Annotated in this window: 18 protein-coding genes, 4 tRNA genes and 1 pseudogene; 14 read left to right on the top strand and 9 right to left on the bottom strand. The window is 59.8% G+C overall.

Annotation, left to right across the window (positions count from 1 at the left end):
- Nucleotides 1-88: 88 nt before the first annotated feature.
- Both KGB25_RS07355 and KGB25_RS07350 read right to left on the bottom strand, forming a co-directional pair.
- Nucleotides 89-1,138, bottom strand: coding sequence for a sensor histidine kinase (locus KGB25_RS07355; RefSeq protein WP_223434703.1), 1,050 nt, complete (start codon nt 1,136-1,138; stop codon nt 89-91).
- Nucleotides 1,138-1,896, bottom strand: a complete 759-nt coding sequence (locus KGB25_RS07350) for a response regulator (protein ID WP_008029291.1) — start codon at nt 1,894-1,896, stop codon at nt 1,138-1,140. Before KGB25_RS07350 ends, KGB25_RS07355 begins: the two co-directional genes overlap by 1 nt.
- A gap of 293 nt (nt 1,897-2,189) precedes the next feature.
- Here KGB25_RS07350 and pyrF point away from each other — a divergent pair, with 293 nt between their 5' ends.
- Entirely contained in the window at nt 2,190-2,888 is a 699-nt protein-coding gene (gene pyrF, locus KGB25_RS07345; RefSeq protein WP_167362965.1) for an orotidine-5'-phosphate decarboxylase, read from the top strand.
- Between the two features lie 114 nt (nt 2,889-3,002).
- On the opposite strand, the gene KGB25_RS07340 is transcribed toward pyrF, so the two are convergent.
- The gene (locus KGB25_RS07340; RefSeq protein ID WP_192227925.1) at nt 3,003-4,007 is read right to left on the bottom strand and encodes an NADP-dependent oxidoreductase; all 1,005 of its coding nucleotides are present in this window, start codon (nt 4,005-4,007) and stop codon (nt 3,003-3,005) included.
- A 236-nt stretch (nt 4,008-4,243) separates the two neighbouring features.
- Here KGB25_RS07340 and KGB25_RS07335 point away from each other — a divergent pair, with 236 nt between their 5' ends.
- The 4 genes and pseudogenes from KGB25_RS07335 to KGB25_RS30530 all read left to right on the top strand — a co-directional run bounded on the left by KGB25_RS07335 (nt 4,244) and on the right by KGB25_RS30530 (nt 8,644).
- Complete coding sequence (locus tag KGB25_RS07335; RefSeq protein WP_008041586.1) at nt 4,244-5,005, top strand: SDR family oxidoreductase; 762 nt, start codon at nt 4,244-4,246, stop codon at nt 5,003-5,005.
- 183 nt (nt 5,006-5,188) lie between these two features.
- Complete coding sequence (locus KGB25_RS07330; RefSeq protein WP_223434702.1) at nt 5,189-6,571, top strand: PLP-dependent aminotransferase family protein; 1,383 nt, start codon at nt 5,189-5,191, stop codon at nt 6,569-6,571.
- A gap of 108 nt (nt 6,572-6,679) precedes the next feature.
- A pseudogene (locus tag KGB25_RS30535) lies at nt 6,680-7,735 on the top strand (methyl-accepting chemotaxis protein); the annotation flags it as partial.
- Nucleotides 7,736-7,762: 27 nt separating this feature from the next.
- Nucleotides 7,763-8,644, top strand: coding sequence for a methyl-accepting chemotaxis protein (locus tag KGB25_RS30530; protein WP_411737737.1), 882 nt, complete (start codon nt 7,763-7,765; stop codon nt 8,642-8,644).
- An 892-nt stretch (nt 8,645-9,536) separates the two neighbouring features.
- Here KGB25_RS30530 and KGB25_RS07320 read toward each other — a convergent pair.
- Nucleotides 9,537-10,295, bottom strand: a complete 759-nt coding sequence (locus KGB25_RS07320) for a hypothetical protein (protein WP_032832315.1) — start codon at nt 10,293-10,295, stop codon at nt 9,537-9,539.
- A 393-nt stretch (nt 10,296-10,688) separates the two neighbouring features.
- On the opposite strand from KGB25_RS07320, the gene KGB25_RS07315 reads away from it, so the two are divergent.
- From KGB25_RS07315 to KGB25_RS07300, 4 genes are all read left to right on the top strand, one after another.
- A tRNA-Glu gene (locus tag KGB25_RS07315) sits at nt 10,689-10,764 on the top strand.
- Between the two features lie 4 nt (nt 10,765-10,768).
- Nucleotides 10,769-10,844 (top strand) — tRNA-Gly (locus KGB25_RS07310).
- A gap of 104 nt (nt 10,845-10,948) precedes the next feature.
- Nucleotides 10,949-11,024 (top strand) — tRNA-Glu (locus KGB25_RS07305).
- 3 nt (nt 11,025-11,027) lie between these two features.
- Nucleotides 11,028-11,103, top strand: a tRNA-Gly gene (locus tag KGB25_RS07300).
- Between the two features lie 115 nt (nt 11,104-11,218).
- Here KGB25_RS07300 and KGB25_RS07295 read toward each other — a convergent pair.
- From KGB25_RS07295 to KGB25_RS07285, 3 genes are all read right to left on the bottom strand, one after another.
- Complete coding sequence (locus KGB25_RS07295; protein ID WP_008032957.1) at nt 11,219-11,860, bottom strand: LysE family translocator; 642 nt, start codon at nt 11,858-11,860, stop codon at nt 11,219-11,221.
- 1 nt (nt 11,861) lies between these two features.
- Nucleotides 11,862-12,632 carry a 2OG-Fe(II) oxygenase gene (locus KGB25_RS07290; RefSeq protein ID WP_008036716.1) on the bottom strand — a complete coding sequence of 257 codons (771 nt, stop codon included), beginning with the start codon at nt 12,630-12,632 and terminating at the stop codon, nt 11,862-11,864.
- A 91-nt stretch (nt 12,633-12,723) separates the two neighbouring features.
- A complete protein-coding gene (locus tag KGB25_RS07285) occupies nt 12,724-13,350 on the bottom strand; it encodes an alanyl-tRNA editing protein (protein ID WP_207286710.1) in 627 nt (208 codons plus the stop codon).
- A gap of 91 nt (nt 13,351-13,441) precedes the next feature.
- On the opposite strand from KGB25_RS07285, the gene KGB25_RS07280 reads away from it, so the two are divergent.
- Entirely contained in the window at nt 13,442-14,440 is a 999-nt protein-coding gene (locus tag KGB25_RS07280; protein WP_008036719.1) for a LysR family transcriptional regulator, read from the top strand.
- Nucleotides 14,441-14,606: 166 nt separating this feature from the next.
- Here KGB25_RS07280 and KGB25_RS07275 read toward each other — a convergent pair whose 3' ends face one another.
- Entirely contained in the window at nt 14,607-15,014 is a 408-nt protein-coding gene (locus KGB25_RS07275; RefSeq protein WP_008032949.1) for a PA2817 family protein, read from the bottom strand.
- A gap of 74 nt (nt 15,015-15,088) precedes the next feature.
- Nucleotides 15,089-17,536, bottom strand: coding sequence for an acyl-CoA dehydrogenase (locus tag KGB25_RS07270; protein ID WP_223434701.1), 2,448 nt, complete (start codon nt 17,534-17,536; stop codon nt 15,089-15,091).
- A gap of 249 nt (nt 17,537-17,785) precedes the next feature.
- Between KGB25_RS07270 and KGB25_RS07265 the strand changes: the two genes are divergently transcribed.
- The 4 genes from KGB25_RS07265 to KGB25_RS07250 all read left to right on the top strand — a co-directional run bounded on the left by KGB25_RS07265 (nt 17,786) and on the right by KGB25_RS07250 (nt 20,954).
- The gene (locus KGB25_RS07265; protein ID WP_008045164.1) at nt 17,786-18,445 is read left to right on the top strand and encodes a transglutaminase-like domain-containing protein; all 660 of its coding nucleotides are present in this window, start codon (nt 17,786-17,788) and stop codon (nt 18,443-18,445) included.
- Nucleotides 18,446-18,488: 43 nt separating this feature from the next.
- Nucleotides 18,489-19,112, top strand: a complete 624-nt coding sequence (locus KGB25_RS07260) for a glutathione S-transferase family protein (protein ID WP_192420268.1) — start codon at nt 18,489-18,491, stop codon at nt 19,110-19,112.
- A gap of 133 nt (nt 19,113-19,245) precedes the next feature.
- Entirely contained in the window at nt 19,246-20,178 is a 933-nt protein-coding gene (locus tag KGB25_RS07255; protein WP_008032944.1) for an ABC transporter ATP-binding protein, read from the top strand.
- On the top strand, nt 20,175-20,954 hold the full coding sequence (locus tag KGB25_RS07250) for an ABC transporter permease (protein ID WP_008032943.1): 780 nt from the start codon (nt 20,175-20,177) through the stop codon (nt 20,952-20,954). Before KGB25_RS07255 ends, KGB25_RS07250 begins: the two co-directional genes overlap by 4 nt.
- Nucleotides 20,955-21,391: the final 437 nt, after the last annotated feature.

Below are 21,391 nucleotides of genomic sequence, written 5' to 3'. Positions count from 1 at the left end.
CGAAAGCGGTGGATCATTCAGCATTGATGTTGACTGACCCACCGCTTTCGCGAGCAAGCCCGCTCCCACAGTGGATTTATGTGGGGATTCAGGTGCGGGGCAGTCGGATTACGGCGGTCAAACCGCCGCCAGGCGTTTCTTCCAGATTCAATTGCCCACCCAATCGTTCAGCCGCTTCACGCGCAATGGTCATGCCCAGACCGACACCGCCGGAGTTGCGATTGCGCGAACCTTCCAGGCGGAAGAATGGTTCAAACACCGCTTCACGTTTATCTGCCGCAATCCCCGGCCCATGGTCGATGACCCGGATCACCAGGTGCTCGCGATTGTCCTCAAGCACGACCTGCGCCTGGCCGGCATAACGCAGTGCGTTATCCAGCAGATTGTTGATGCACGAGCGCAACGCCATCGGCTGCACTTGCAACGGTGCGCAATGGCCGCTGGCCTGGACATCGGAGCCCTGGTCCTGGGCGTTTTCGCTCAAGGATTCGACCAGCGCCTGCACGTCCATCCACTGCGGTGCCTCACTGGTACGCTGCTCGTGCAGGTAGGTGAGGGTGGCGTCGAGCATGCTGATCATGTCGTCCAGATCCTGGCGCATCTGGCCTTGCAGCTTGTCGTCGTCGATCTGTTCCAGCCGCAGCTTGAGGCGTGACAGCGGCGTGCGCAGGTCGTGGGACACCGCGCCGAGCATCCGCGAACGCTGCTGCATCTGTTCGATGATGCGTTTTTGCATCAGGTTGAAGGTGTAGGCCGCTTGCCGGGCCTCCCGTGGGCCGGACTCATCCAGCGGCGGGCTGTCGAGGTTCTCGCTCAGGCGCTCGGCGGCGTCGCTCAGGCGCTGGATCGGCCGACTCAACAGTTTGGCGCCGTACCAGGCGGCGATGATCAGCGAAATCAGCTGGAAGGTAAGTGGCACCAGCGGCCCGCCGAACCATGGCCGTGGTGGCCGGTTTTCGAAACGCGGGTCCGGCGGCGGGCGTGGTCCGTCGAAGCCTTGGGCGAACTCGGGCGGGGGCGGCGGCGGAGGTGGGCCGTAATGATGAAACCAGGCAAACGCCAGCAGATGCGCCAGGATGATCGCCACCAGCAGCACGCCAAACAGGCGACCGAACAGCGTATCGAAGCGCGCACGCATCAGCCGATGTCTCGTGCATCGAACAGGTAACCCTCGCCGCGAACGGTTTTGATCAACTGTGGGGCTTTCGGGTCGTCCCCGAGTTTCTGGCGCAGACGCGAAACCAGCAGGTCGATGCTGCGATCAAAGGCTTCTATCGAACGACCGCGCGCCGCATCCAGCAATTGTTCACGGCTGAGCACCCGGCGCGGACGTTCGATGAACACCCAGAGCAAGCGGAACTCGGCGTTGGACAGCGGCACCACCAGGCCATCCGCCGCGATCAACTGGCGCAGCACGCTGTTCAGGCGCCAGTTGTCGAAGCGAATATTCGCACGCTGTTCGGTGCGGTCGTCGCGCACCCGACGCAGAATGGTCTGAATCCGTGCGACCAGCTCCCGTGGTTCGAACGGTTTGGCCATGTAATCGTCGGCACCCAGTTCCAGGCCGATGATCCGGTCGGTGGGTTCGCAACGCGCGGTGAGCATCAGGATCGGAATGTCCGATTCGGCGCGCAACCAGCGGCACAGCGACAGACCGTCTTCGCCGGGCAGCATCAGGTCGAGCACCACCACGTCGAAATGCTCCGCTTGCAGCGCCAGGCGCATGGCCGCGCCATCGGTGACGCCGCTGGCGTGGATGTTGAAACGGGCCAGGTAGTCGATCATCAGTTCGCGGATCGGGACGTCATCGTCGACGATCAGGGCGCGAATGCTCCAGCGTTTGTCATCGCCGGGCGCTTTTTGATCGTCGTTCACAGGTGCGTGGGTGTTGTGCATGCGTGCGTTCATCTGCCAGGTAGGCTGCCAACCACAAAGATGGGCTGCGAGGTTGTGGCTTCAGCATAGGCGTCCGGCCCGGAGGCGGGAAGTGCTGTAAGGACGTGTTGCGGCTGCCGAGGGTAGCGGGGAAGGGTGTTGTGGGCGTGTCGTGAGTGTATCGGTCTCGACACAATCGGCGAAAGGGCTAGGCTTGGCTGAGCGCCGACGACGATTTACCGATCATCGGGTCCCGCAGCCGCGCTGGTTCCGCTACAATGCGCGCCGATTTCGTCCTGCCTGAGAGCCCGCACATGTCCGTCTGCCAGACTCCTATCATCGTCGCCCTGGATTTCCCCACCCGTGACGCCGCACTGAAGCTGGCCGACCAGTTGGACCCGAAACTGTGCCGGGTCAAAGTCGGCAAGGAACTGTTCACCAGCTGCGCGTCGGAAATCGTCGGCACCTTGCGCGACAAGGGGTTCGAAGTGTTCCTGGACCTCAAGTTCCACGACATCCCGAACACCACCGCCATGGCAGTAAAAGCCGCGGCGGAAATGGGCGTGTGGATGGTCAACGTGCACTGCTCCGGTGGTCTGCGCATGATGGCGGCTTGCCGTGAAGTGCTCGATCAGCGCACCGGCCCGAAACCGCTGCTGATTGGCGTGACCGTGCTGACCAGCATGGAGCGTGAAGATCTGGCCGGCATCGGTCTGGATATCGAACCGCAGGAGCAAGTGTTGCGCCTGGCTGCGCTGGCGGAAAAAGCCGGGATGGACGGTCTGGTGTGCTCGGCGCTGGAAGCCCAGGCCTTGAAATCGGCTCACCCGTCGTTGCAACTGGTGACCCCGGGGATTCGTCCTGCGGGCAGCGCCCAGGACGATCAGCGCCGCATTCTGACGCCGCGTCAGGCACTGGATGCCGGTTCCGATTACCTGGTGATCGGCCGTCCGATCAGCCAGGCGGCGGATCCGGCCAAGGCGTTGGCTGACGTCGTAGCCGAAATCGCTTAAGCGGCGCCTGCTAAAACCATTCGCGGGCAAGCCTCGCTCCTACAGGTATCACGTCGTGCACGTACTCCGCGAACGACACTGACCTGTAGGAGCGAGGCTTGCCCGCGAAGCTTTTTATACCTTCAACACCAACTTGCCGAAATTCTCGCCGCTGAATAACTTCATCAGCGTCTCCGGGAACGTCTCCAGCCCTTCGACAATATCTTCCTTGCTCTTGAGCTGCCCCTTGGCCATCCACCCGGCCATTTCCTGCCCGGCCGCGGCGAACTGTGCGGCATAGTCCATCACCACAAAGCCTTCCATGCGTGCGCGGTTGACCAGCAGCGACAAATAGTTGGCCGGCCCTTTGACCGCTTCCTTGTTGTTGTACTGGCTGATGGCGCCGCAAATCACCACTCGTGCCTTCAGGTTGAGACGGCTCAGCACGGCGTCGAGAATATCGCCGCCGACGTTATCGAAATACACGTCCACACCTTTCGGGCATTCGCGCTTGAGGCCGGCGACGACGTCTTCGCTCTTGTAATCGATGGCACCGTCAAAACCCAGCTCGTCGATCAGGAACTTGCACTTGTCCGCGCCGCCCGCGATGCCGATCACGCGGCAGCCTTTGATCTTGGCGATCTGCCCGGCGATGCTGCCTACCGCACCGGCCGCGCCGGAAAGTACCACGGTGTCACCTTCCTTCGGTGCGCCGACATCGAGCAGGGCGAAGTAGGCCGTCATCCCGGTCATGCCCAGCGCGGACAAGTAACGTGGCAGCGGTGCCAGTTTCGGATCGACTTTATAGAAGCCGCGCGGCTCGCCGAGGAAGTAATCCTGCACACCCAGGGCGCCGTTGACGTAGTCCCCGACCGCAAACCCCGGATGGCTGGATGCCACGACTTTGCCTACGCCCAGTGCGCGCATGACTTCGCCGATACCGACCGGCGGGATGTAGGACTTGCCCTCGTTCATCCAGCCACGCATGGCCGGGTCCAGGGACAGGTATTCGTTTTTGACCAGGATCTGACCCGTGGCCGGTTCGCCGACCGGGACTTGCTGATAGGTAAATGTCTCGCGGGTCGCCGCGCCCACCGGACGTTTGGCGAGCAGGAACTGGCGATTGGTCTGGGTAGTCATGACAGGCACTCAAGATGAATGAAGCCTTGTTGATAGACCTTCATGGACGACCCCGCAAGTTCGGCTGATGCGGCGAATGCACATCGATCCAGTGCAGTGATAGTCGGTCTGGTGGTTTTATCACTGCAACTCATGGTCACTTAACCGGGCTTCTGATAGTGCTGCCGCGCGGGTCGTGCCTGTGGCTAGACTGGTCGCACGCTAACCTGCACATTCTTCACTTCGAGGGCATCACAATGAGCATGACGTTTTCCGGCCAGGTCGCTGTAGTCACGGGCGCCGCCAATGGTATCGGCCGCGCGACCGCCCAAGCGTTCGCCGCCGAAGGGTTGAAAGTGGTGGTGGCCGACATGGACACCGCAGGCGGTGAAGGCACCGTGGCGCTGATTCGTACGGCGGGCGGCGAAGCGACCTTCGTGCGTTGCAACGTCACCCTGGAAAGCGATGTAAAAAATCTGATGGACGAAGTGGTGAATACCTACGGCCGTCTCGACTACGCCTTCAATAACGCGGGCATTGAAATCGAGAAAGGCAAACTGGCCGAAGGCACGGTCGACGAATTCGACGCGATCATGGGCGTCAACGTCAAAGGCGTCTGGCTGTGCATGAAGTATCAGCTGCCGTTGTTGCTGGCTCAGGGCGGTGGCGCGATCGTCAACACGGCTTCGGTAGCTGGCCTCGGTGCCGCGCCGAAGATGAGCATCTATGCGGCGTCGAAGCACGCGGTGATCGGCCTGACCAAATCGGCGGCAATCGAATACGCCAAGAAAAAGATTCGCGTGAACGCGGTATGCCCGGCGGTGATCGACACCGACATGTTCCGCCGCGCCTATGAAGCGGATCCGAAGAAGGGCGAATTCGCCAGCGCCATGCACCCGGTGGGTCGCATCGGCAAGGTCGAAGAAATCGCCAGTGCCGTGCTGTACTTGTGCAGCGACGGTGCCGCGTTCACCACCGGTCATTCGCTGGCGGTGGACGGTGGCGTCACGGCGTTCTGAAGCCGGGCCATGCACCGCAAGAAAACCCGCCACGTGTGCGGGTTTTTTTTTTGCCTGGGGAATGGCTCGGGCAATGTGTTTCAAATGGTTAGATCCGTGAGTTTTGGCGGCGTTGTCGCACAGCCCATCCAGCGTTGCTGTGATTAACTGTTTTCCGCGAAACAAACAGGAGTTTGCTTGCTCATGGAATTGAGAATCGATCGACAGGCAATGGTGCCGGTCGTACAGCAAATCGTCGACGCGCTGGCTTGCTGGCTGCGTCAGAGCGAAATAGAGGCGGGGACGCGTTTGCCTTCTGCGCGGCAAATTGCACGGGTCAACTTGCTCAGTCAGACCAGCGTCGTTGAGGCCTGTGAGCGGCTGGTGGCCCAAGGCATGCTGGCGCCACGTCATGGCGCGGGGTTCGTCGTCGCAACCCCGGCGTTGGTCGCTGCGGACTCGCCGTGGTTAGAAGGTACAGAGGTCAATTCACGCAGCAGGGAGGGTGAGCTGCCGCTGGGGAGTGGCGGGCTTCCCGAAAGCTGGCGTGAAACCGACGACCTGAGCTACGCGATCCGTGAGGTCAGTCGCACGGACATGGCTGCGCTGTTCAACTACAGCACGCCGTTGGGTTTGCGGGCGTTGCGTCAGCAAATCCTCAAGCGCCTGAGGCTGCTGGATATCGCCGCAGAAGAAAGTCGAATCATGACAACCGCGGGCGCCAGTCAGGGGCTTGACCTGATCGTGCGCACCTTGCTCAAGCCGGGTGATTGCGTGGTGGTGGAAAGCCCCGGTTATTCCTTGCTGTTCGAGTTGCTCAGGCTGCGGGGTGTCAACATGCTTGAGGTACCGCGCACGCCGCGCGGGCCGGACATCGAAGCGCTCACGGTACTGCTGCGGGAGAACAAGCCCCGGGCATTGTTCATCAACAGCTTCTATCACAACCCGACGGGCAGCAGCCTGACGCCGGCGGTGGCGGAGCGGGTCCTGCAACTGGCGAAAACCCATGGCGCGCTGGTGATCGAAGACGATGTCTACGCGGATTTGCACAGTGGCCCGGGCGTGCGACTCGCTGCCATGGAGACCGATGACAACGTGATTTACCTCGGCAGCTATTCCAAGATTCTCAGCAGTTCGTTGCGGGTCGGCTTTGTAGTGGCTGGCGCGGAAGTCATTTCAAGGCTGGCCGAGGTCAAGAGGATCAGCAGCCTGGGTACTTCCGGGTTTTGCGAGTCGGTGCTGGCCTGCCTGTTGGCTAGCGGTGCCTATCGCAAGTTGGTGCTGCGCCTGCGGCAACGTCTGAGCGGTGACCGAGAGGCCGCATTGCAGATGCTGGAAGACGCCGAGTGGGAGGTCTTTGGCAAACCCGTCGGGGGCCTGTTCATCTGGGCGCGATCGCGCAAGTCCGACTACGCTCACCTGCGGATTCAGGCTCGACGCCACGGTGTCCTGCTGTCTTGCGCGACAGCCTTCAGTCCTGCCGGCGAGGCCGGTGACTGGCAGCGTATCAATGTGGCCTATGCCTGTGATCCGCGAGCCCGGGCGTTTTTTCAGGCCACCGCTTTGAATCGACCTCAAGCGTTCTGAAAACGACGTTGGCGTAGCTTTTTGCCATTATTCCGACGCCAGAGACTTGTGTTGACACAGGCCCGTTGCGAATCTGCGTTAACAGACTATGTCAGGGGACTAAGTGCAATGATTTCGGCCGTGCAAGGACGTTTTGCCAACCTCGGTATGGCAAAAAAACTGGGTGTCGGGTTTCTGCTGGTGCTGCTGTTGACAGCCCTGGTGGCGGCCATCGGCGTATGGTCCCTGCAAACCATCAGCCAGCGCTTCGACGGGCTCAAACAGATGTCGTCGCTCAACAGTGGCTTGCTCAAGGTGCGGTTGCTTGAGCAGGAATACGCCTTGCACGGCAACCCGAAAATCGTCACTGCGTTGCACGAGGGCGTTGAAGGCCTGGTCGTCCTGGCGAATCAGCTCAAGGCGCAATCACCGGCCAACGTTCCGGTGATGAACGACGTCGAGCAATCGCTGGGAGCTTATCGCAAGGCGTTTGACGAATTTGTCTCGCTGAGTCAGGCCAAGGACCTGGCGCTGGAAATGGCTAGTTGGTCGGTGTCCAGCGTGGCCAACAACCTTGATGTGTTGCAGGCCGGTCTCGCCGACGATGGCGCTTATACCTTGAAGGACTCCGAGGGCAAGGACGGCAGCCAGTTCATCGAACAGGCCAATCAAGTCAGCCAGGTATCGCGGCTGATGTTGCAAGCCATGAACGAGGCGCGCGTGCGTCTGGACCAGAGCCGCAAGGGCGATGACAGTGCCAGCCAAGGCAAGATCGAGCAGGCCGACCAGGCGCTGGCTCAGGCCGAGCAGTTGAAAACCACGGTCAAGGACGAGGGCTATCAGACGGTCCTCAATGAGGTGGTCGGGCACATTGGCGGTTTCAGCGAAAAACTTGCCGAGTACACCGGCCTGCTGGCCCAGGAAAAAACCGTCTATGAACAGCTGCATCAGCGCGCCGCGCAGGTGGTGGAGCGGGTGGATCAGGCCTATGTTGCCGAAGACCAGTCGATGCAGGCCGAGCTGAAAAAGAATTCGCTGCTGATTATCGGTTCATCGGCCCTGGCCTTGCTGGTCGGGCTGATCGCGGCGTGGGTGATTACCCGATTGATCGTGGGGCCATTGCGCAGTGTGATCCGTGTGGCTCAGCAGATTGCCGCGGGCGATTTGAGTGCGACGGTTGAAGTGACCCGCCGGGACGAGATCGGCCAACTGATGCAGGCCATGCAGCAAATGGGCGCGGGGCTCAGCAGCATTGTCAGCGGTTTGCAGGCGGGCATCGAGCAATTGGCCAGTTCCGCGCAATCGCTGTCGGCGGTGACCGAACAGACCAATCTTGAAGTCAGCAGTCAGAAAGAAGAAACCGAGCAGGTCGCAACTGCAATGAACCAGATGACCGCCACCGTGCACGATGTTGCACGTAACGCGGAAGAAGCTGCCCAGGCTGCGCAGACGGCGGACGACAAGGTCGAAAGTGGCCAGGTGGTCGTGCGCCAGAGCATGGCGCGGATCGAGCAGCTGGCCGACTCGGCGTCCTCGGCCAGTTCCAGCATCGAGAGCCTGAGTGCGGAGATTCAGAATATTGGCACGGTGCTCAGCGTGATCAAGAGTGTGGCTGAGCAGACGAACCTGTTGGCGCTGAACGCGGCCATCGAGGCTGCACGGGCCGGCGAGCAGGGCAGGGGGTTTGCGGTGGTTGCCGATGAAGTGCGGGCGCTGGCGAAGCGGACTCAGCAATCGACCGAGGAGATTGAACGTCTGGTCAGCGCCTTGCGTTCGGCGGCGCAGTCGTCGGTGCATCAGATTCAGAGCAGTGGCGAGTTGGTGAAACTGGCGGTCAGTGATGCGCTTCAGACCGAAAGTGCCTTGGGCAGTATTGCTGCGGCGGTGTCGTTGATTCAACAGATGAACCAGCAGATTGCAGCGGCTGCCGAGGAGCAGAGTTCTGTGGCTGAGGAGATCAATCGCAGTGTGACCAGTATTCGTGCGAGTGCGGATCAGTCTTCGTTGGCGATGCAGGGGAATGCGGCGTCGAGTATCGAGTTGGCGCAGTTGGGGGTTGAGTTGAAGGGGATGGTCGGGCATTTCCGGCTTTGATCGGTATGGCCCTTGTAGGAGCCGGCTTGCCGGCGATGGCGGCCTGACAGCCGACCTATCTCTTGTTGGTGTACATATCCATTCTTGGTGTAACGGCCACTTACGGTTTCGCCCTTACGGCGAGTCCCTTTTGGCAAACGCCCCAAAAGGAACCAAAAGGTCTCGCCCCGGCGTCCGGCCCCTCGCTAAGGCTCGGCGTTCCCTCGCTCCGGTCCTGCTCCGTGGGCCCGCCGCCATCGGCCATCCATGGCCGGGGGCGGCTAACCCGGCATCCATGCCGGGTTGCCCACTGCGCAGAACCTCCACTCAGCCTCCCGAAGGGGCGGGCAGATCAAAATCAAAAGCGTAAGGCGAGCTAACGCTCGGCCTGATGAGTGGTGAGAAGCGAAAGCAAACGCGATCCCCTGTAGGAGCCGGCTTGCCGGCGATGGCGGCCTGACAACCGACCTGATTCTCGCGGATGTACCACGCCCTTTGTAGGAGCCGGCTTGCTGCGGGCGGCGTTCCGACGATGGCGGCCTGACTACCGACCTGATTCTCTCGGATGTACCACGCCCTTTGTAGGAGCCGGCTTGCTGGCGATGGCGGCCTGACTACCGACCTGATTCTCGCGGATGTGCCACGCCCTTTGTAGGAGCTGGCTTGCCAGCGATGACGGCCTGACAACCGACCTGATTCTCGCGGATGTACCACGCCCTTTGTAGGAGCTGGCTTGCCAGCGATGACGGCCTGACAACCGACCTGATTCTCGCGGATGTACCACGCCCTTTGTAGGAGCCGGCTTGCCGGCGATGACGGCCTGACAGCCGCCCAATCTTCTCCGGATGTACCCGCCGCTAAAACCCAACGCAAAAAAAAGCCACCTTGTCGGTGGCTCTTCATCTTTGCGTGATCAGTCGTAAATCACTCTCTTCTTCCAGTCCGCATCCGCCTCGACGTCTTTGAGGCCTTCGGTCAATTGGTTCACTTCGCCTTCAGCCGGCGCAGTTTTGTCCATGACTTGTGCATTCGCACGGGCCAGGAGCTTTTCCAGGTATTCGAGTTGTTCGGCGTAGACCTGTGGTTCCTGTTGTTTGCGCAGGTATTGCACACCACGTTCGAACGCCAGGCGAGCCTGGCCAGGCTGGTTTTGTTGCAGGGCGTGCTGGCCGAGGTTGTTGAAGAATTCGATGTGCAACAGAACCAGGATGTGGCGAACTTCGCGGATCCAGCGTTTGGCTTCGTTGGTTGGCAGGAAACCGTCCTGTGCCGCGCGGGTGATCTGACCGTGTAGGGCCTCGAGCAGGAAGCGTACATCCTTGGCCTTGGCTTCGGTCTGGATCGGTGCCGGCGGGTTGTTGACCGGGATCGATTCGCCCTGCGCGACAAGGGTGTTCAGTTCGCTGATCCGCACCTTGAGGTTGGCGCTGGATTTTTCCAGATTCAACAGGCGCTGGCAGACGTTCAGTTCCAGGCGGGTCAACAACAGCTTGAGAGCCGGAGTCATCAGCTGGCCAGGGAACGTTTCGGTAATTTCGCCACAGCGACGCAGGCGGTCGTTAAGCTCAACCTTGGTGCGGGCCTTTTCCAGTTTGTTGTTTTCCACCACATGGTTCATGTACCCAATGGCGATCAATAGTGCGATCCCGGCTACGACTAGCAGGGTGATCATGAGTGGTGTCACCGGTAAGACCTCTTTATGGGATTCGCGTGCGAGTGTAGTGGCTTGGCAGGGGAGCGCATAGGGCCGCTCGACGGGTTGAAACGAACAGGCTTATGCCTGTATCGACCGCAAACCTGCTTATATAAGTAATAGTGTGCTTGGTGCACATTGCCATCATCTGTTGCGTGGGTGGACTATAACGTCTTGGCGGGTGTCAGAATATAGGCGTCAAACACAGGGCGAGCAAAAAGCCGTATTCGTTGCTTAAAGCAGGGCGAAGTCATTGATTTAAATAAATTTATATCTGGGGGTTGACGACCCCTCAATCCATCCATAGAATGCGCGCCACTTACAGCGTAAAGCACACAGCGAAACGCGGTAGGGAGTGAATGTTGTACGTGTGTCCCCTTCGTCTAGTGGCCTAGGACACCGCCCTTTCACGGCGGTAACAGGGGTTCGAGTCCCCTAGGGGACGCCAATATGCGGGAATAGCTCAGTTGGTAGAGCACGACCTTGCCAAGGTCGGGGTCGCGAGTTCGAGTCTCGTTTCCCGCTCCAATTTTAAACAGCGTTGCTTTCGGGCAGGGCTGAGTGAAACCAGAACCAAGTCTTCGGATGCGGGTCTGGGCACCGAAACACACACCATGTGTTCCGGGCAGCGTGTCCCCTTCGTCTAGTGGCCTAGGACACCGCCCTTTCACGGCGGTAACAGGGGTTCGAGTCCCCTAGGGGACGCCATTTGCGGGAATAGCTCAGTTGGTAGAGCACGACCTTGCCAAGGTCGGGGTCGCGAGTTCGAGTCTCGTTTCCCGCTCCAAATTCACAAAAACGCCGCTCATTGAGCGGCGTTTTTGTTTGTGCAAAATTTATATCCAAGCCAAAAAAAAAGGCCCGCCAGTCAGACTGAGCGGGCCTTTTGCGTGGGCGGGTTTTTACATCGACAGAATCAGGCGCCCGGCGAACAGGATCAGAATCACCCCCATGGTGCGTTCGAACCAATGCCCCATGCGCATGAACAGCACGCGCACCCGGCTGCTGGAGAAGAACAGGGCAACGATGACAAACCACAGTGCGTTCACGAAACACATCCAGAGGCCGTAAAGCGCCTGGATGTTCAGCGGGGTCGTGGCACTGATGAGGGTGGTGAAGATCGCCAGGAAAAACAGCGTGGCCTTGGGATTGGTCGCGTTGGTCAGAAACCCGGTGGTGAACGCCTTCAGCAGCGTTTGTTCGACGACCGGCTCGTCGGCTTCTTTATCACCTTCCAGCGCGGATTTGGGCTTGCTGCGCAACAGGCTCACACCCAGGTACAAAATGTAGGCACCGCCGATGACCTTGGCCACAGTCAGCAGCCAGGGCGTGGTGTGCATCAGCGCGCCGACGCCAAGAAGGGTGTAAAGCACGTGCACGGAAATGCCCGCGCCGATGCCCAGCGCCGTACAGATGCCTACCCACCGACCGAAACGCACGCTCTGGCGGATGGTGACCGCAAAGTCCGGTCCGGGGGCGACCACGGCCAGAAAGTGAATTGTCGCCAGCGCCAGGAACTCGCCCAGGTAATTCGAAAACTGCATCTCAACTCCAGAAAGTAAGGGGTGAAGCATTGCCGCGATAGCCGACAAAGAAAGAAAGGCTCAGGCGCGGATCGGCCACGCCCGGTGTCACCGAGTGCATGCAGCGCGAATTGAACATGATGAAGTCACCGGGTTGCGGAAGGACCTCCAGGATCGGAGCGCCGAGCAGCGCCGGATCGATGCCGTAACTGTCGCCACGCATTTCATCGAACTGGTCGGGAGAAATGTCGTGGTCCCACATCTGCAGCGCGCCGCCTTCGGTGGGCATGTTCAGGTAAACATTGCAGGCGAACTGCGCATCGAGGCTTCTGGCCTGGTAACTGTCGGGAGCGTCCTTGGCGAAGATGTCGTGGTGGGCCAGAAAGCACACGCCGGGTTTCACCACTCGGGACAAGCCGACATACATCTTGCGGCCGTAGAGGTTTTCCAGATGCGCGCCCGCCGGCCAGGACTCATCGAGCATGCAGCGCAGGGTGTCGACCGGGGACGAGTAGGGCGCGCAACGGTTGCGCAGTTCCGCGATGTTGCGCGTGGCGCGTTCGAAATAGTCTTCGATCAGCAGTGGCTGGTTTTCAGCCTCATAAAACGCCATGCCGATACGACCGATGCTCGGTGCGTTGATATAGCCTTCGAAACCGGGCTCGAGAATCTTGTCGCCGATCTGAATCGCCAGCGGCGGGGCCAGGAAGCTTTTGACCCGGATGGCGAGGACTTCTTCGTTGGCCAGTTTTTTTATGCACGTCTCATCGAGACGCTCGACGTCAAGCATCATGGTTCAGGTCCATCTATCGGATAGTCAACGGAGCCCGCGAATGCAGGCCCCCCGGCGCCAGGCGATGCCGGAATCGGCATCGTCCAAATGCTCAGTCCACGCTGTAGTGGACTGACAGCGTTCCTTTCTTCTGCGAAACGGAAGCGATCGTGACCGTGCCCAATTCCTTCAGGCTACGTACATGGGTGCCGCCGCAGCCGTAGGCGGGCAGTTCACCGAAACCGATTTCCCGGGCGCCTTCGCGCAACGATGTCAGGCGCGGCAGGTCATGGGCGATCCATTGTTCTATGCCGGACTCGATGGTCCGGGCGTCAACCTCCTGCGCGCAATCCACCGGTTTGAACTGCACGCGTCCCTCGCCCGGCCAGTGATGCGCCTTGATCGGCATCCAGCCCATGGCCTGGACGAAATGACCGATCAGATGGCCGGCGGAATGCATCCGTGCGTTGAACTGGCGACGTTGCTCATCGATGCGAATCTGGGTCATGCCGAGAGGGACGGGGCGGTCGACGAAATGGATGATCCGGTCCGGGTCCTGGACCACGCGCAGTACCTGGCTTTCGCCGATCCAGCCGGTGTCAAAGGGTTGTCCACCGCCCTGAGGGTGGAAGAGTGTGGCGCGTAGCACCACGGCGAATTCGTTCTCGTGCGGCGTGCAATCGAGGACTTCCACGTTAGCCTTGAGGTCATCACTATGGAAAAAGAGGCGAAGCGTCATATTCCATGTCCTCATTAAAAATTTTGTTTTTTATTATATGAAGCGTGGAATTGCGTGATAATCCGTTCAAACATCAAAGGACTGTTGCGCTGTGAGCATAAATCTTCCTCTGCCGTTGCTCGGTGAAATGGCGATATTCGTCAAGGTTGTCGAGACCGGCAGTTTCTCCGAAGCGGCGCGTCAGCTGGGTTCTTCACCGTCGGCGGTCAGTCGCAGCATCTCGCGTCTGGAGAAGGCACTCGCCACGCGCCTGTTGCAACGCACCACGCGCAAACTGCGGCTGAGCGACGGAGGCGAGGAAGTATTCAAGCGTTGTCAGGAGATGGTCAGCGCAGCCAAGTCGGTGATGGAAATCAGCGGTCAGTTCACCCATGAAGCGGAAGGGCTGGTGCGAGTCAGCGTGCCCAAAGCCGTAGGACGATTCGTGATTCACCCACATATGCCGGAATTTCTGCGGCGTTATCCCAAAGTGGATGTGGAACTGTTACTCGAAGACCGTCAGGTGGATTTGATCGACGACAACGTCGATCTGGCGATTCGTATCACTGATCGGCCGCCTGCCGGGCTGGTCGGGCGGCAGTTGCTGACCATCGACCATTTGCTCTGCGCCACCCCGCAGTACCTGGCCGAGCACGGCACGCCGACCCATCCCCATGACTTGCTCAACCACAGTTGCATCTACCTGGGTGAGACCCCGAGTGATGCGCGCTGGAAATTCAAGAAAGGCACCAAGGCCGTCACCGTCGGTGTGCGTGGGCGATATGCCGCCAATCACACCGGTGTGCGGCTGGGCGCGGTGTTGCAACACATCGGGATTGGCAGCCTGCCGTACTTCACCGCGCGTTATGCGCTGGAGCAGGGCTTGATTGTGCAGGTGTTGCCGGACTGGACATTTCTGGCGTCGTACCACGGCGGGGCGTGGTTGCTGCATTCGCCGACGCGTTACATGCCGCCGAAGCTGCGGGTGTTGATCGACTATCTGGTGGAATGTCTTGGGAAGGAGCCGACGTTGAGCAAGCCGGGTAAACCCGGTGTGGCAGGCAAGGTCGCGGCTGAGTATGAGTTGCCCGAGAGTGATGGGTTGCTCTGACGGGCCCCTTCGCGGGCAAGCCTCGCTCCTACGGTTTTTGTGCAGGACCTGTAGGAGCGAGGCTTGCCCGCGAAGGCGTCCGCCCAGACACCACATCTCTGCGCAATGCCACAAAAAAAGGCCCGCATGTTCAACCATGCGGGCCTTTTGCATTTCTGACCGGGGATCAGTGCTTGCTGTCGTCGTTCGACATCGCCAGCAACTGCTTTTCCTGATTCCAGTCGAACGGTTCGTCGTTCTGTTCAGCTTCGAAGCGACGTTCTTCCAGCGCCTGATACAAGTCGATTTCATCATCGGGCATGTAGTGCAGGCAGTCACCGGCGAAATACCACAACAGGTCACGCGGGACCAGGTGAGCAATTTGCGGGTAACGGGTGATCACCTGGCACAGGATGTCCTGGCCCAGGTATTGGCTTTCGATCGGGTCGACCGGCAGCAACGCACGCAGTTCGTCGAAGCGCTCCAGGAACAAGGCATGGCTTTCTTCGGGAACCTGATCGGCCTCACCCACGGCGACCAGGATACTGCGCAGGTGGTCGAGCAAAACGAGATGATCGGCAACGATGTTGGACACGAGATAAGTCCTCAAGAGCAAAACGGGCGCGGGAGTATAAAGCTCCTGCGCCCTTTTTTACATCGCAAGCGGGATCAGCGGACCTTTCCTTTAGCCAGCTTCAGCTCTTCTTTGTCGAAATCGTCGACATCGATCACCTTGCGTCGCGCCACTTCGGCATTGCGCAGGTTGTGCGCTTCCACCGGCTGCAACACGCCCGCCTCCAGCGCGGCGTCGATAACGTTTTCCCCGGCAACCGGTTTGACCTGACCGCTTTTGAGCGCCATGTGGAGTTTTTTCTGCACCGGCTGCACCGCGTTCAACAGGTCACACGTGTGTTGCAGGGCACCGACGGCGTCATCGGCCGACTGGGGGCGGAAGCAGCCACCGAGCAATTCTTCGAGCGTTGGATCGCCCTTGGCCCGGCCAATCACCGCGGCCACTTCTGCACCGAGTTTGTCCGACGGCCCTTTGTGACGGCGACCGAGCGGGAACACAATCACCCGCAACAGGCAGCCCAAAACCTTGTTCGGGAAGTTGGTCAGCAATTCATCCAGCGCGCGTTCCGACTGACCAAGGCTTTCTTCCATGGCCCAGGTAAACAGCGGCGCCATGTGTTCCGGTGAGTCGAGATCGTGGTAACGCTTGAGCGCGGCGGAGGCCAGGTACAGGTTGCTGAGCACATCCCCCAAGCGTGCCGACAGACGTTCGCGACGTTTCAGTTCACCGCCCAGCAACATCATGCTCAAGTCCGCGAGCAGGGCGAACGCAGCCGCCTGACGGTTGAGCGCACGGAAATACCCCTGGCTGAGCTTGTCTCCCGGTGCATGTTCGAATTGACCGAAACCAAGGTTCAGCACCAGTGTGCTGGCGGCGTTGCTCACGGCAAAACCGATGTGTTTGAGCAGCAAACCATCGAACTCGGTGAGGGCCTGATCCTTGTCTTCACGCCCGGCGAGGGCCATTTCTTTCAGGACGAATGGATGGCAGCGAATAGCCCCCTGGCCGAAGATCATCAAGTTGCGCGAGAGAATGTTCGCGCCTTCGACGGTGATGAAGATCGGCGCGCCATTCCAGTTGCGTCCGAGGTAATTGTTCGGCCCCATGATGATCGCCTTGCCGCCATGCACATCCATGGCGTGGCTGATGCACTCGCGACCACGTTCGGTAAGGTGGTACTTGAGAATCGCCGACAGCACCGACGGTTTCTCGCCCAGGTCCACCGCGTTGGCGGTGAGCATCCGCGCCGCGTCCATCATCCAGGCGTTGCCGCCGATGCGCGCCATGGCTTCCTGAATACCTTCAAACGCCGACAACGGTACGTTGAACTGTTCACGAATCTGCGCGTATTGACCTGTCACCAGGCTGGTGAACTTCGCCGCGCCAGTGCCGACCGCAGGCAACGAAATCGAGCGCCCGACCGACAGGCAGTTCATCAGCATCATCCAGCCTTTGCCCAGCATGTCCTGGCCGCCGATGAGGAAGTCCAGCGGAATGAACACGTCCTTGCCGGAGTTCGGGCCGTTCATGAAAGCAGCGCCCAATGGCAGATGACGACGGCCGATCTCGACACCGGTGGTGTCGGTCGGGACCAGCGCGAGGCTGATGCCCAGATCCACTTCATCGCCCAGCAAGTGATCCGGGTCATACGCCTTGAAGGCCAGGCCGAGGAGGGTGGCGACCGGGCCGAGGGTGATGTAGCGCTTTTCCCAGTTCAGGCGCAGGCCGAGGGTTTCCTTGCCTTCCCATTCACCTTTGCAGATGACCCCGGTGTCGGGCATCGAGCCGGCGTCGGAGCCGGCCAGTGGTCCGGTCAAGGCGAAGCACGGGATGTCATCGCCACGCGCCAGTCGTGGCAGGTAATGGTTGCGTTGTTCGTCGGTGCCGTAATGCAGCAGCAATTCAGCCGGGCCGAGGGAGTTGGGGACCATCACAGTGGAGGCGAGGTCGCCGCTGCGGGTCGCCAGTTTCATGGCCACCTGGGAGTGGGCGTAGGCAGAAAAACCCTTGCCGCCGTATTCCTTGGGAATGATCAGGGCGAAGAAGCCGTTTTCCTTGATGTGGGTCCAGGCTTCGGCAGGCAGGTCCATGTCCTGGCCGATCTGCCAGTCAGTGACCATCGCGCACAGCTCATCGGTCGGGCCATCGATGAAGGCTTGTTCCTCTTCGGTCAGTTGAGCTTTGGGATAGGACAGCAGTTTGTCCCAGTCCGGGCGGCCGCTGAACAGTTCGCCGTCCCACCACACCGTGCCGGCGTCGATGGCATCGCGCTCGGTTTCCGACATCGGCGGCAGGGTTTTCTGGAACCAGTTGAACAGCGGCGCGCTGAAGTATTTGCGGCGCAGGTCGGGCAGCAACAAGGGCGCTGCGACGGCCGCGATCAACACCCACAGCACCAGCAGCAGCCAGCCAGGCGCACGGCTGAAGGCGCCCATCGCGACCACATAAACGGCAACGATGCACAGGGCGGGTAGGGGGGCGATACGGCGGTGGGCTAAATACGCAATCCCGACAACCAGAACCAGTATCCACAACAGCAGCATATTTAATCCTCCGTGAAACCAGGGCAAAACCAACCTTCAGAGCTTAGACGGCATCCGCAAAACAGGGTGGTCAGAGCGAGGTGATTGAAATCGTGGGAAACCTTCGATGAGTTTTGTAGGACCGATTGGCATCGGGCCGGGCAAATCGTTCGCCGGGCGGGCGGCAAAGCGTCCATGTTTGGCCGAAACGTCGTTATCTCTGTGCTGAACCTGTCGCTAGACTCGTGGCTTCCCCAGGAGATTGTCCTCATGCACGAGTATCTGCGTCCCGGCCGCTTCATCGATAGTGACCACCCGTCGGTGGTGGAGTTCGCCGAAAAACATCGCGGCAGTAACCGCGATCCGCTCGAGCAGGCGATCAATCTCTATTACGCAGTGCGCGAGGCCGTGCGTTACAACCCTTACACGTTCAGCCGCGATCCAGAGACCTTGCGCGGCAGTTATGCGCTGGCGACCGGTGAGAGTTATTGCGTGCCCAAGGCCACGCTGCTCGCCGGTGCGGCGCGGCATTGCGGGATTCCCGCGCGGATCGGTCTGGCGGATGTGCGCAATCACTTGTCGACCCCGCGTTTGCTGGAATTGCTCAAGAGTGACGTGTTCGCCATGCATGGTTATACAGAGCTGTACCTGAACGATCGCTGGGTCAAAGCCACGCCGGCGTTCAACCAGAAACTCTGCGAAATGTTCAACGTTGCGCCGCTGGAATTCGACGGGATCAATGACAGTGTTTTCCACCCGTTCAATCGTGACGGCGAGCAACTGATGGAGTACCTGATCGATCACGGTCAGTTCACCGATGTGCCGGAGGCGTTCTTTTTCGAACACCTGGAAAAGTGCTATCCGCACTTGTTCAGCGAACAGTTGCCGTCGCTGTTGGGGGACATGCAGAGCGATTTGAGTCGCGGCTGATCCGGCGTATGCTGCCTGCGCATTCATCTATCAAGAGGCGGTCATGCTGAAGATCTGGGGTCGGAAAAATTCGTCGAATGTCAGAAAACCTTTGTGGGCCGCCGAAGAACTGGGCCTGGCCTATGAAGCCATCGATGCAGGCGGCGCCTTTGGTGTGGTCGATACGCCCGAGTATCGTGCGATGAATCCCAACGGTCGCGTTCCGGTGATTGAAGACGACGGCTTCGTGCTGTGGGAGTCCAACGCCATCGTGCGTTACCTGATGGCCCGCCACGCCAACGACACCGCCTGGTATCCCTCGGATCTGAAGGCCCGCGCCACTGCCGACAAATGGATGGACTGGACCACTTCAAGTTTTGCCGGGCCGTTCCGCACCGTGTTCTGGGGTGTCTTGCGCACACCGGCAGATCAACAGGACTGGCCCGCCATCAACGCCGCAATCAAAGAGTGCAATGGCTTGCTGGCAATGGCCGATCAGGCATTGGCGGCCAAACCGTACTTGTCCGGCGATGAAATCGGCATGGGCGACATTCCCCTCGGCAGCTTCATTTATGCCTGGTTCGAGATGCCGATCGAGCGTGCGCCGCAGCCACATCTGGAAGCCTGGTATGCACGGCTGAAGCAGCGTGCGGCGTACAAGAAAGCTGTTATGACCGCGTTGACTTAATACTCACTATCGACACACTTGACTGTACTTGTGTGGCGGCGACAAGCACCATTGCGCTCATGCGCCGCGGTTGCAATGCTCGCCGCCCGCCCTTATTGATCCCTTTCTTCCCTTCTTGGTGCGTAAATCCGATATGAGTTCCGCTCTGTCCATCCGGCAGCTAACCAAAACCTACGGCAACGGTTTCCAGGCCCTGAGTGGTATCGATCTGGACGTCGCCGAAGGTGACTTTTTCGCCTTGCTCGGCCCCAACGGCGCCGGCAAATCCACGACCATCGGCATTCTCTCGACCCTGGTGAACAAAACCAGCGGCACAGTGAATATCTTCGGCAACGACCTGGACAAGAATCCTGCGCAGCTCAAGCGCTCCATCGGCGTGGTGCCCCAGGAATTCAACTTCAACCAGTTCGAAAAAACCTTCGACATCGTCGTGACCCAGGCCGGTTATTACGGCATCCCGCCGAAAATCGCCAAGGAACGCGCCGAGCAATACCTGACCCAACTCGGTTTGTGGGACAAACGCGATGTGCCGTCGCGTTCACTGTCCGGCGGCATGAAGCGTCGCTTGATGATCGCTCGTGCGCTGGTTCACGAACCGCGCCTGCTGATCCTCGACGAACCGACGGCGGGGGTCGATATCGAGCTGCGTCGTTCGATGTGGACGTTCCTCACCGAGCTGAACCAGAAAGGCATCACCATCATCCTCACCACGCACTATCTGGAAGAGGCTGAGCAGTTGTGCCGCAACATCGGCATCATCGACCACGGTACGATCGTCGAGAACACCAGCATGAAACAGCTGCTTGGCCAGCTGCATGTGGAAACCTTCCTGCTCGACACGAAAAACATGCTGAGCGTTGCGCCGCAGTTGCTGGGTTACCCGACCCGTTTGCTCGACGGCCATACCCTTGAAGTCCAGGTCGACAAGTCCATGGGCATCACCGCGCTGTTCACTCAACTGGCGCAGCAGAACATCGAAGTGCTGAGCCTGCGTAACAAAACCAATCGCCTCGAGGAGTTGTTCGTGTCCCTGGTGGAGAAAAATCTGTCGAAGGTGGCGGTATGAGTTCCGAGCTGCAGCCCAATCTCGTCGCGCTCAATACCATCGTTTATCGCGAGGTCAAACGCTTCACCCGGATCTGGCCGCAGACGCTGCTGCCGCCGGCGATCACCATGGTTTTGTACTTCGTGATCTTCGGCAATCTGATCGGCCGGCAGATCGGTGACATGGGTGGTTTCACCTACATGGAATACATCGTGCCGGGGCTGATCATGATGTCGGTGATCACCAACTCCTACGGCAACGTTGTGTCGAGCTTCTTCGGCAGCAAGTTCCAGCGTTCCATCGAGGAATTGATGGTGTCGCCGGTGTCGCCGCACACGATTCTGATCGGCTACACCCTGGGCGGCGTGCTGCGCGGGTTGATGGTCGGGCTCATTGTGACGTTGCTGTCGCTGTTCTTTACCAAGTTGCAGGTGCATCACCTGGGCGTGACCATTCTGGTGGTGGTGCTGACGGCGACGATCTTCTCGTTGCTGGGGTTCATCAACGCGGTGTTTGCGCGCAACTTTGATGACATCTCGATCATTCCGACGTTTGTGCTGACGCCGCTGACTTATCTGGGCGGGGTGTTTTACTCGATCTCGTTGTTGCCGCCGTTTTGGCAGACGGTGTCGTTGGCGAACCCTGTTTTGCATATGGTCAATGCGTTTCGCTATGGCATCCTCGGTGTTTCGGACATCAGGATCAGTGTGGCGATTACGTTCATGCTGGTGGCGACGGTGGTGTTGTATATCGGGTGTGCGCGGTTGTTGGTTAGTGGTCGCGGGATGCGGACTTAAGGGTACATATCCGTTGCTTCGGTAGTGGCTGATATTGGTTTCGCCCTTACGGCGAGTCACTTTGGAAAAGCCCCAAAGTAACCAAAGGGCTCTTGCCCCTTTCGTTCGGTGCCTCGCCTAGGCTCGGCATGCCCTCGCTCCGGTCCTGCTCCGTGGGCCCGCCGCGATCGGCCATCCTTGGCCGTGCGCGGCTAACCCGGCATCCATGCCGGGTTGCCCACTGCGCAGAACCTGCGCTCAGCCTCTCGAGGGGGCGACCACCGCCACAGCCGCCGAGGCGGCCTGAAAGCCGACCTGGCTCTTCAGTTGTCCGCGTTGTCCTTCTCTGATGCGTTCACTCATTCCCGACATGTACACAAACCCCTGTAGGAGCCGGCTTGCTGGCGATAGCGTCGTTTCAGGCGATAGGTGTGTCGACTGACCCACCGCTATCGTCG

The organism is Pseudomonas sp. BF-RE-21, assembly GCF_019947305.1.
GTDB lineage: Bacteria > Pseudomonadota > Gammaproteobacteria > Pseudomonadales > Pseudomonadaceae > Aquipseudomonas > Aquipseudomonas migulae.
Note: the sequence above shows the minus strand (reverse complement) of the source record. Positions and strands in the feature narration are given on the sequence as shown.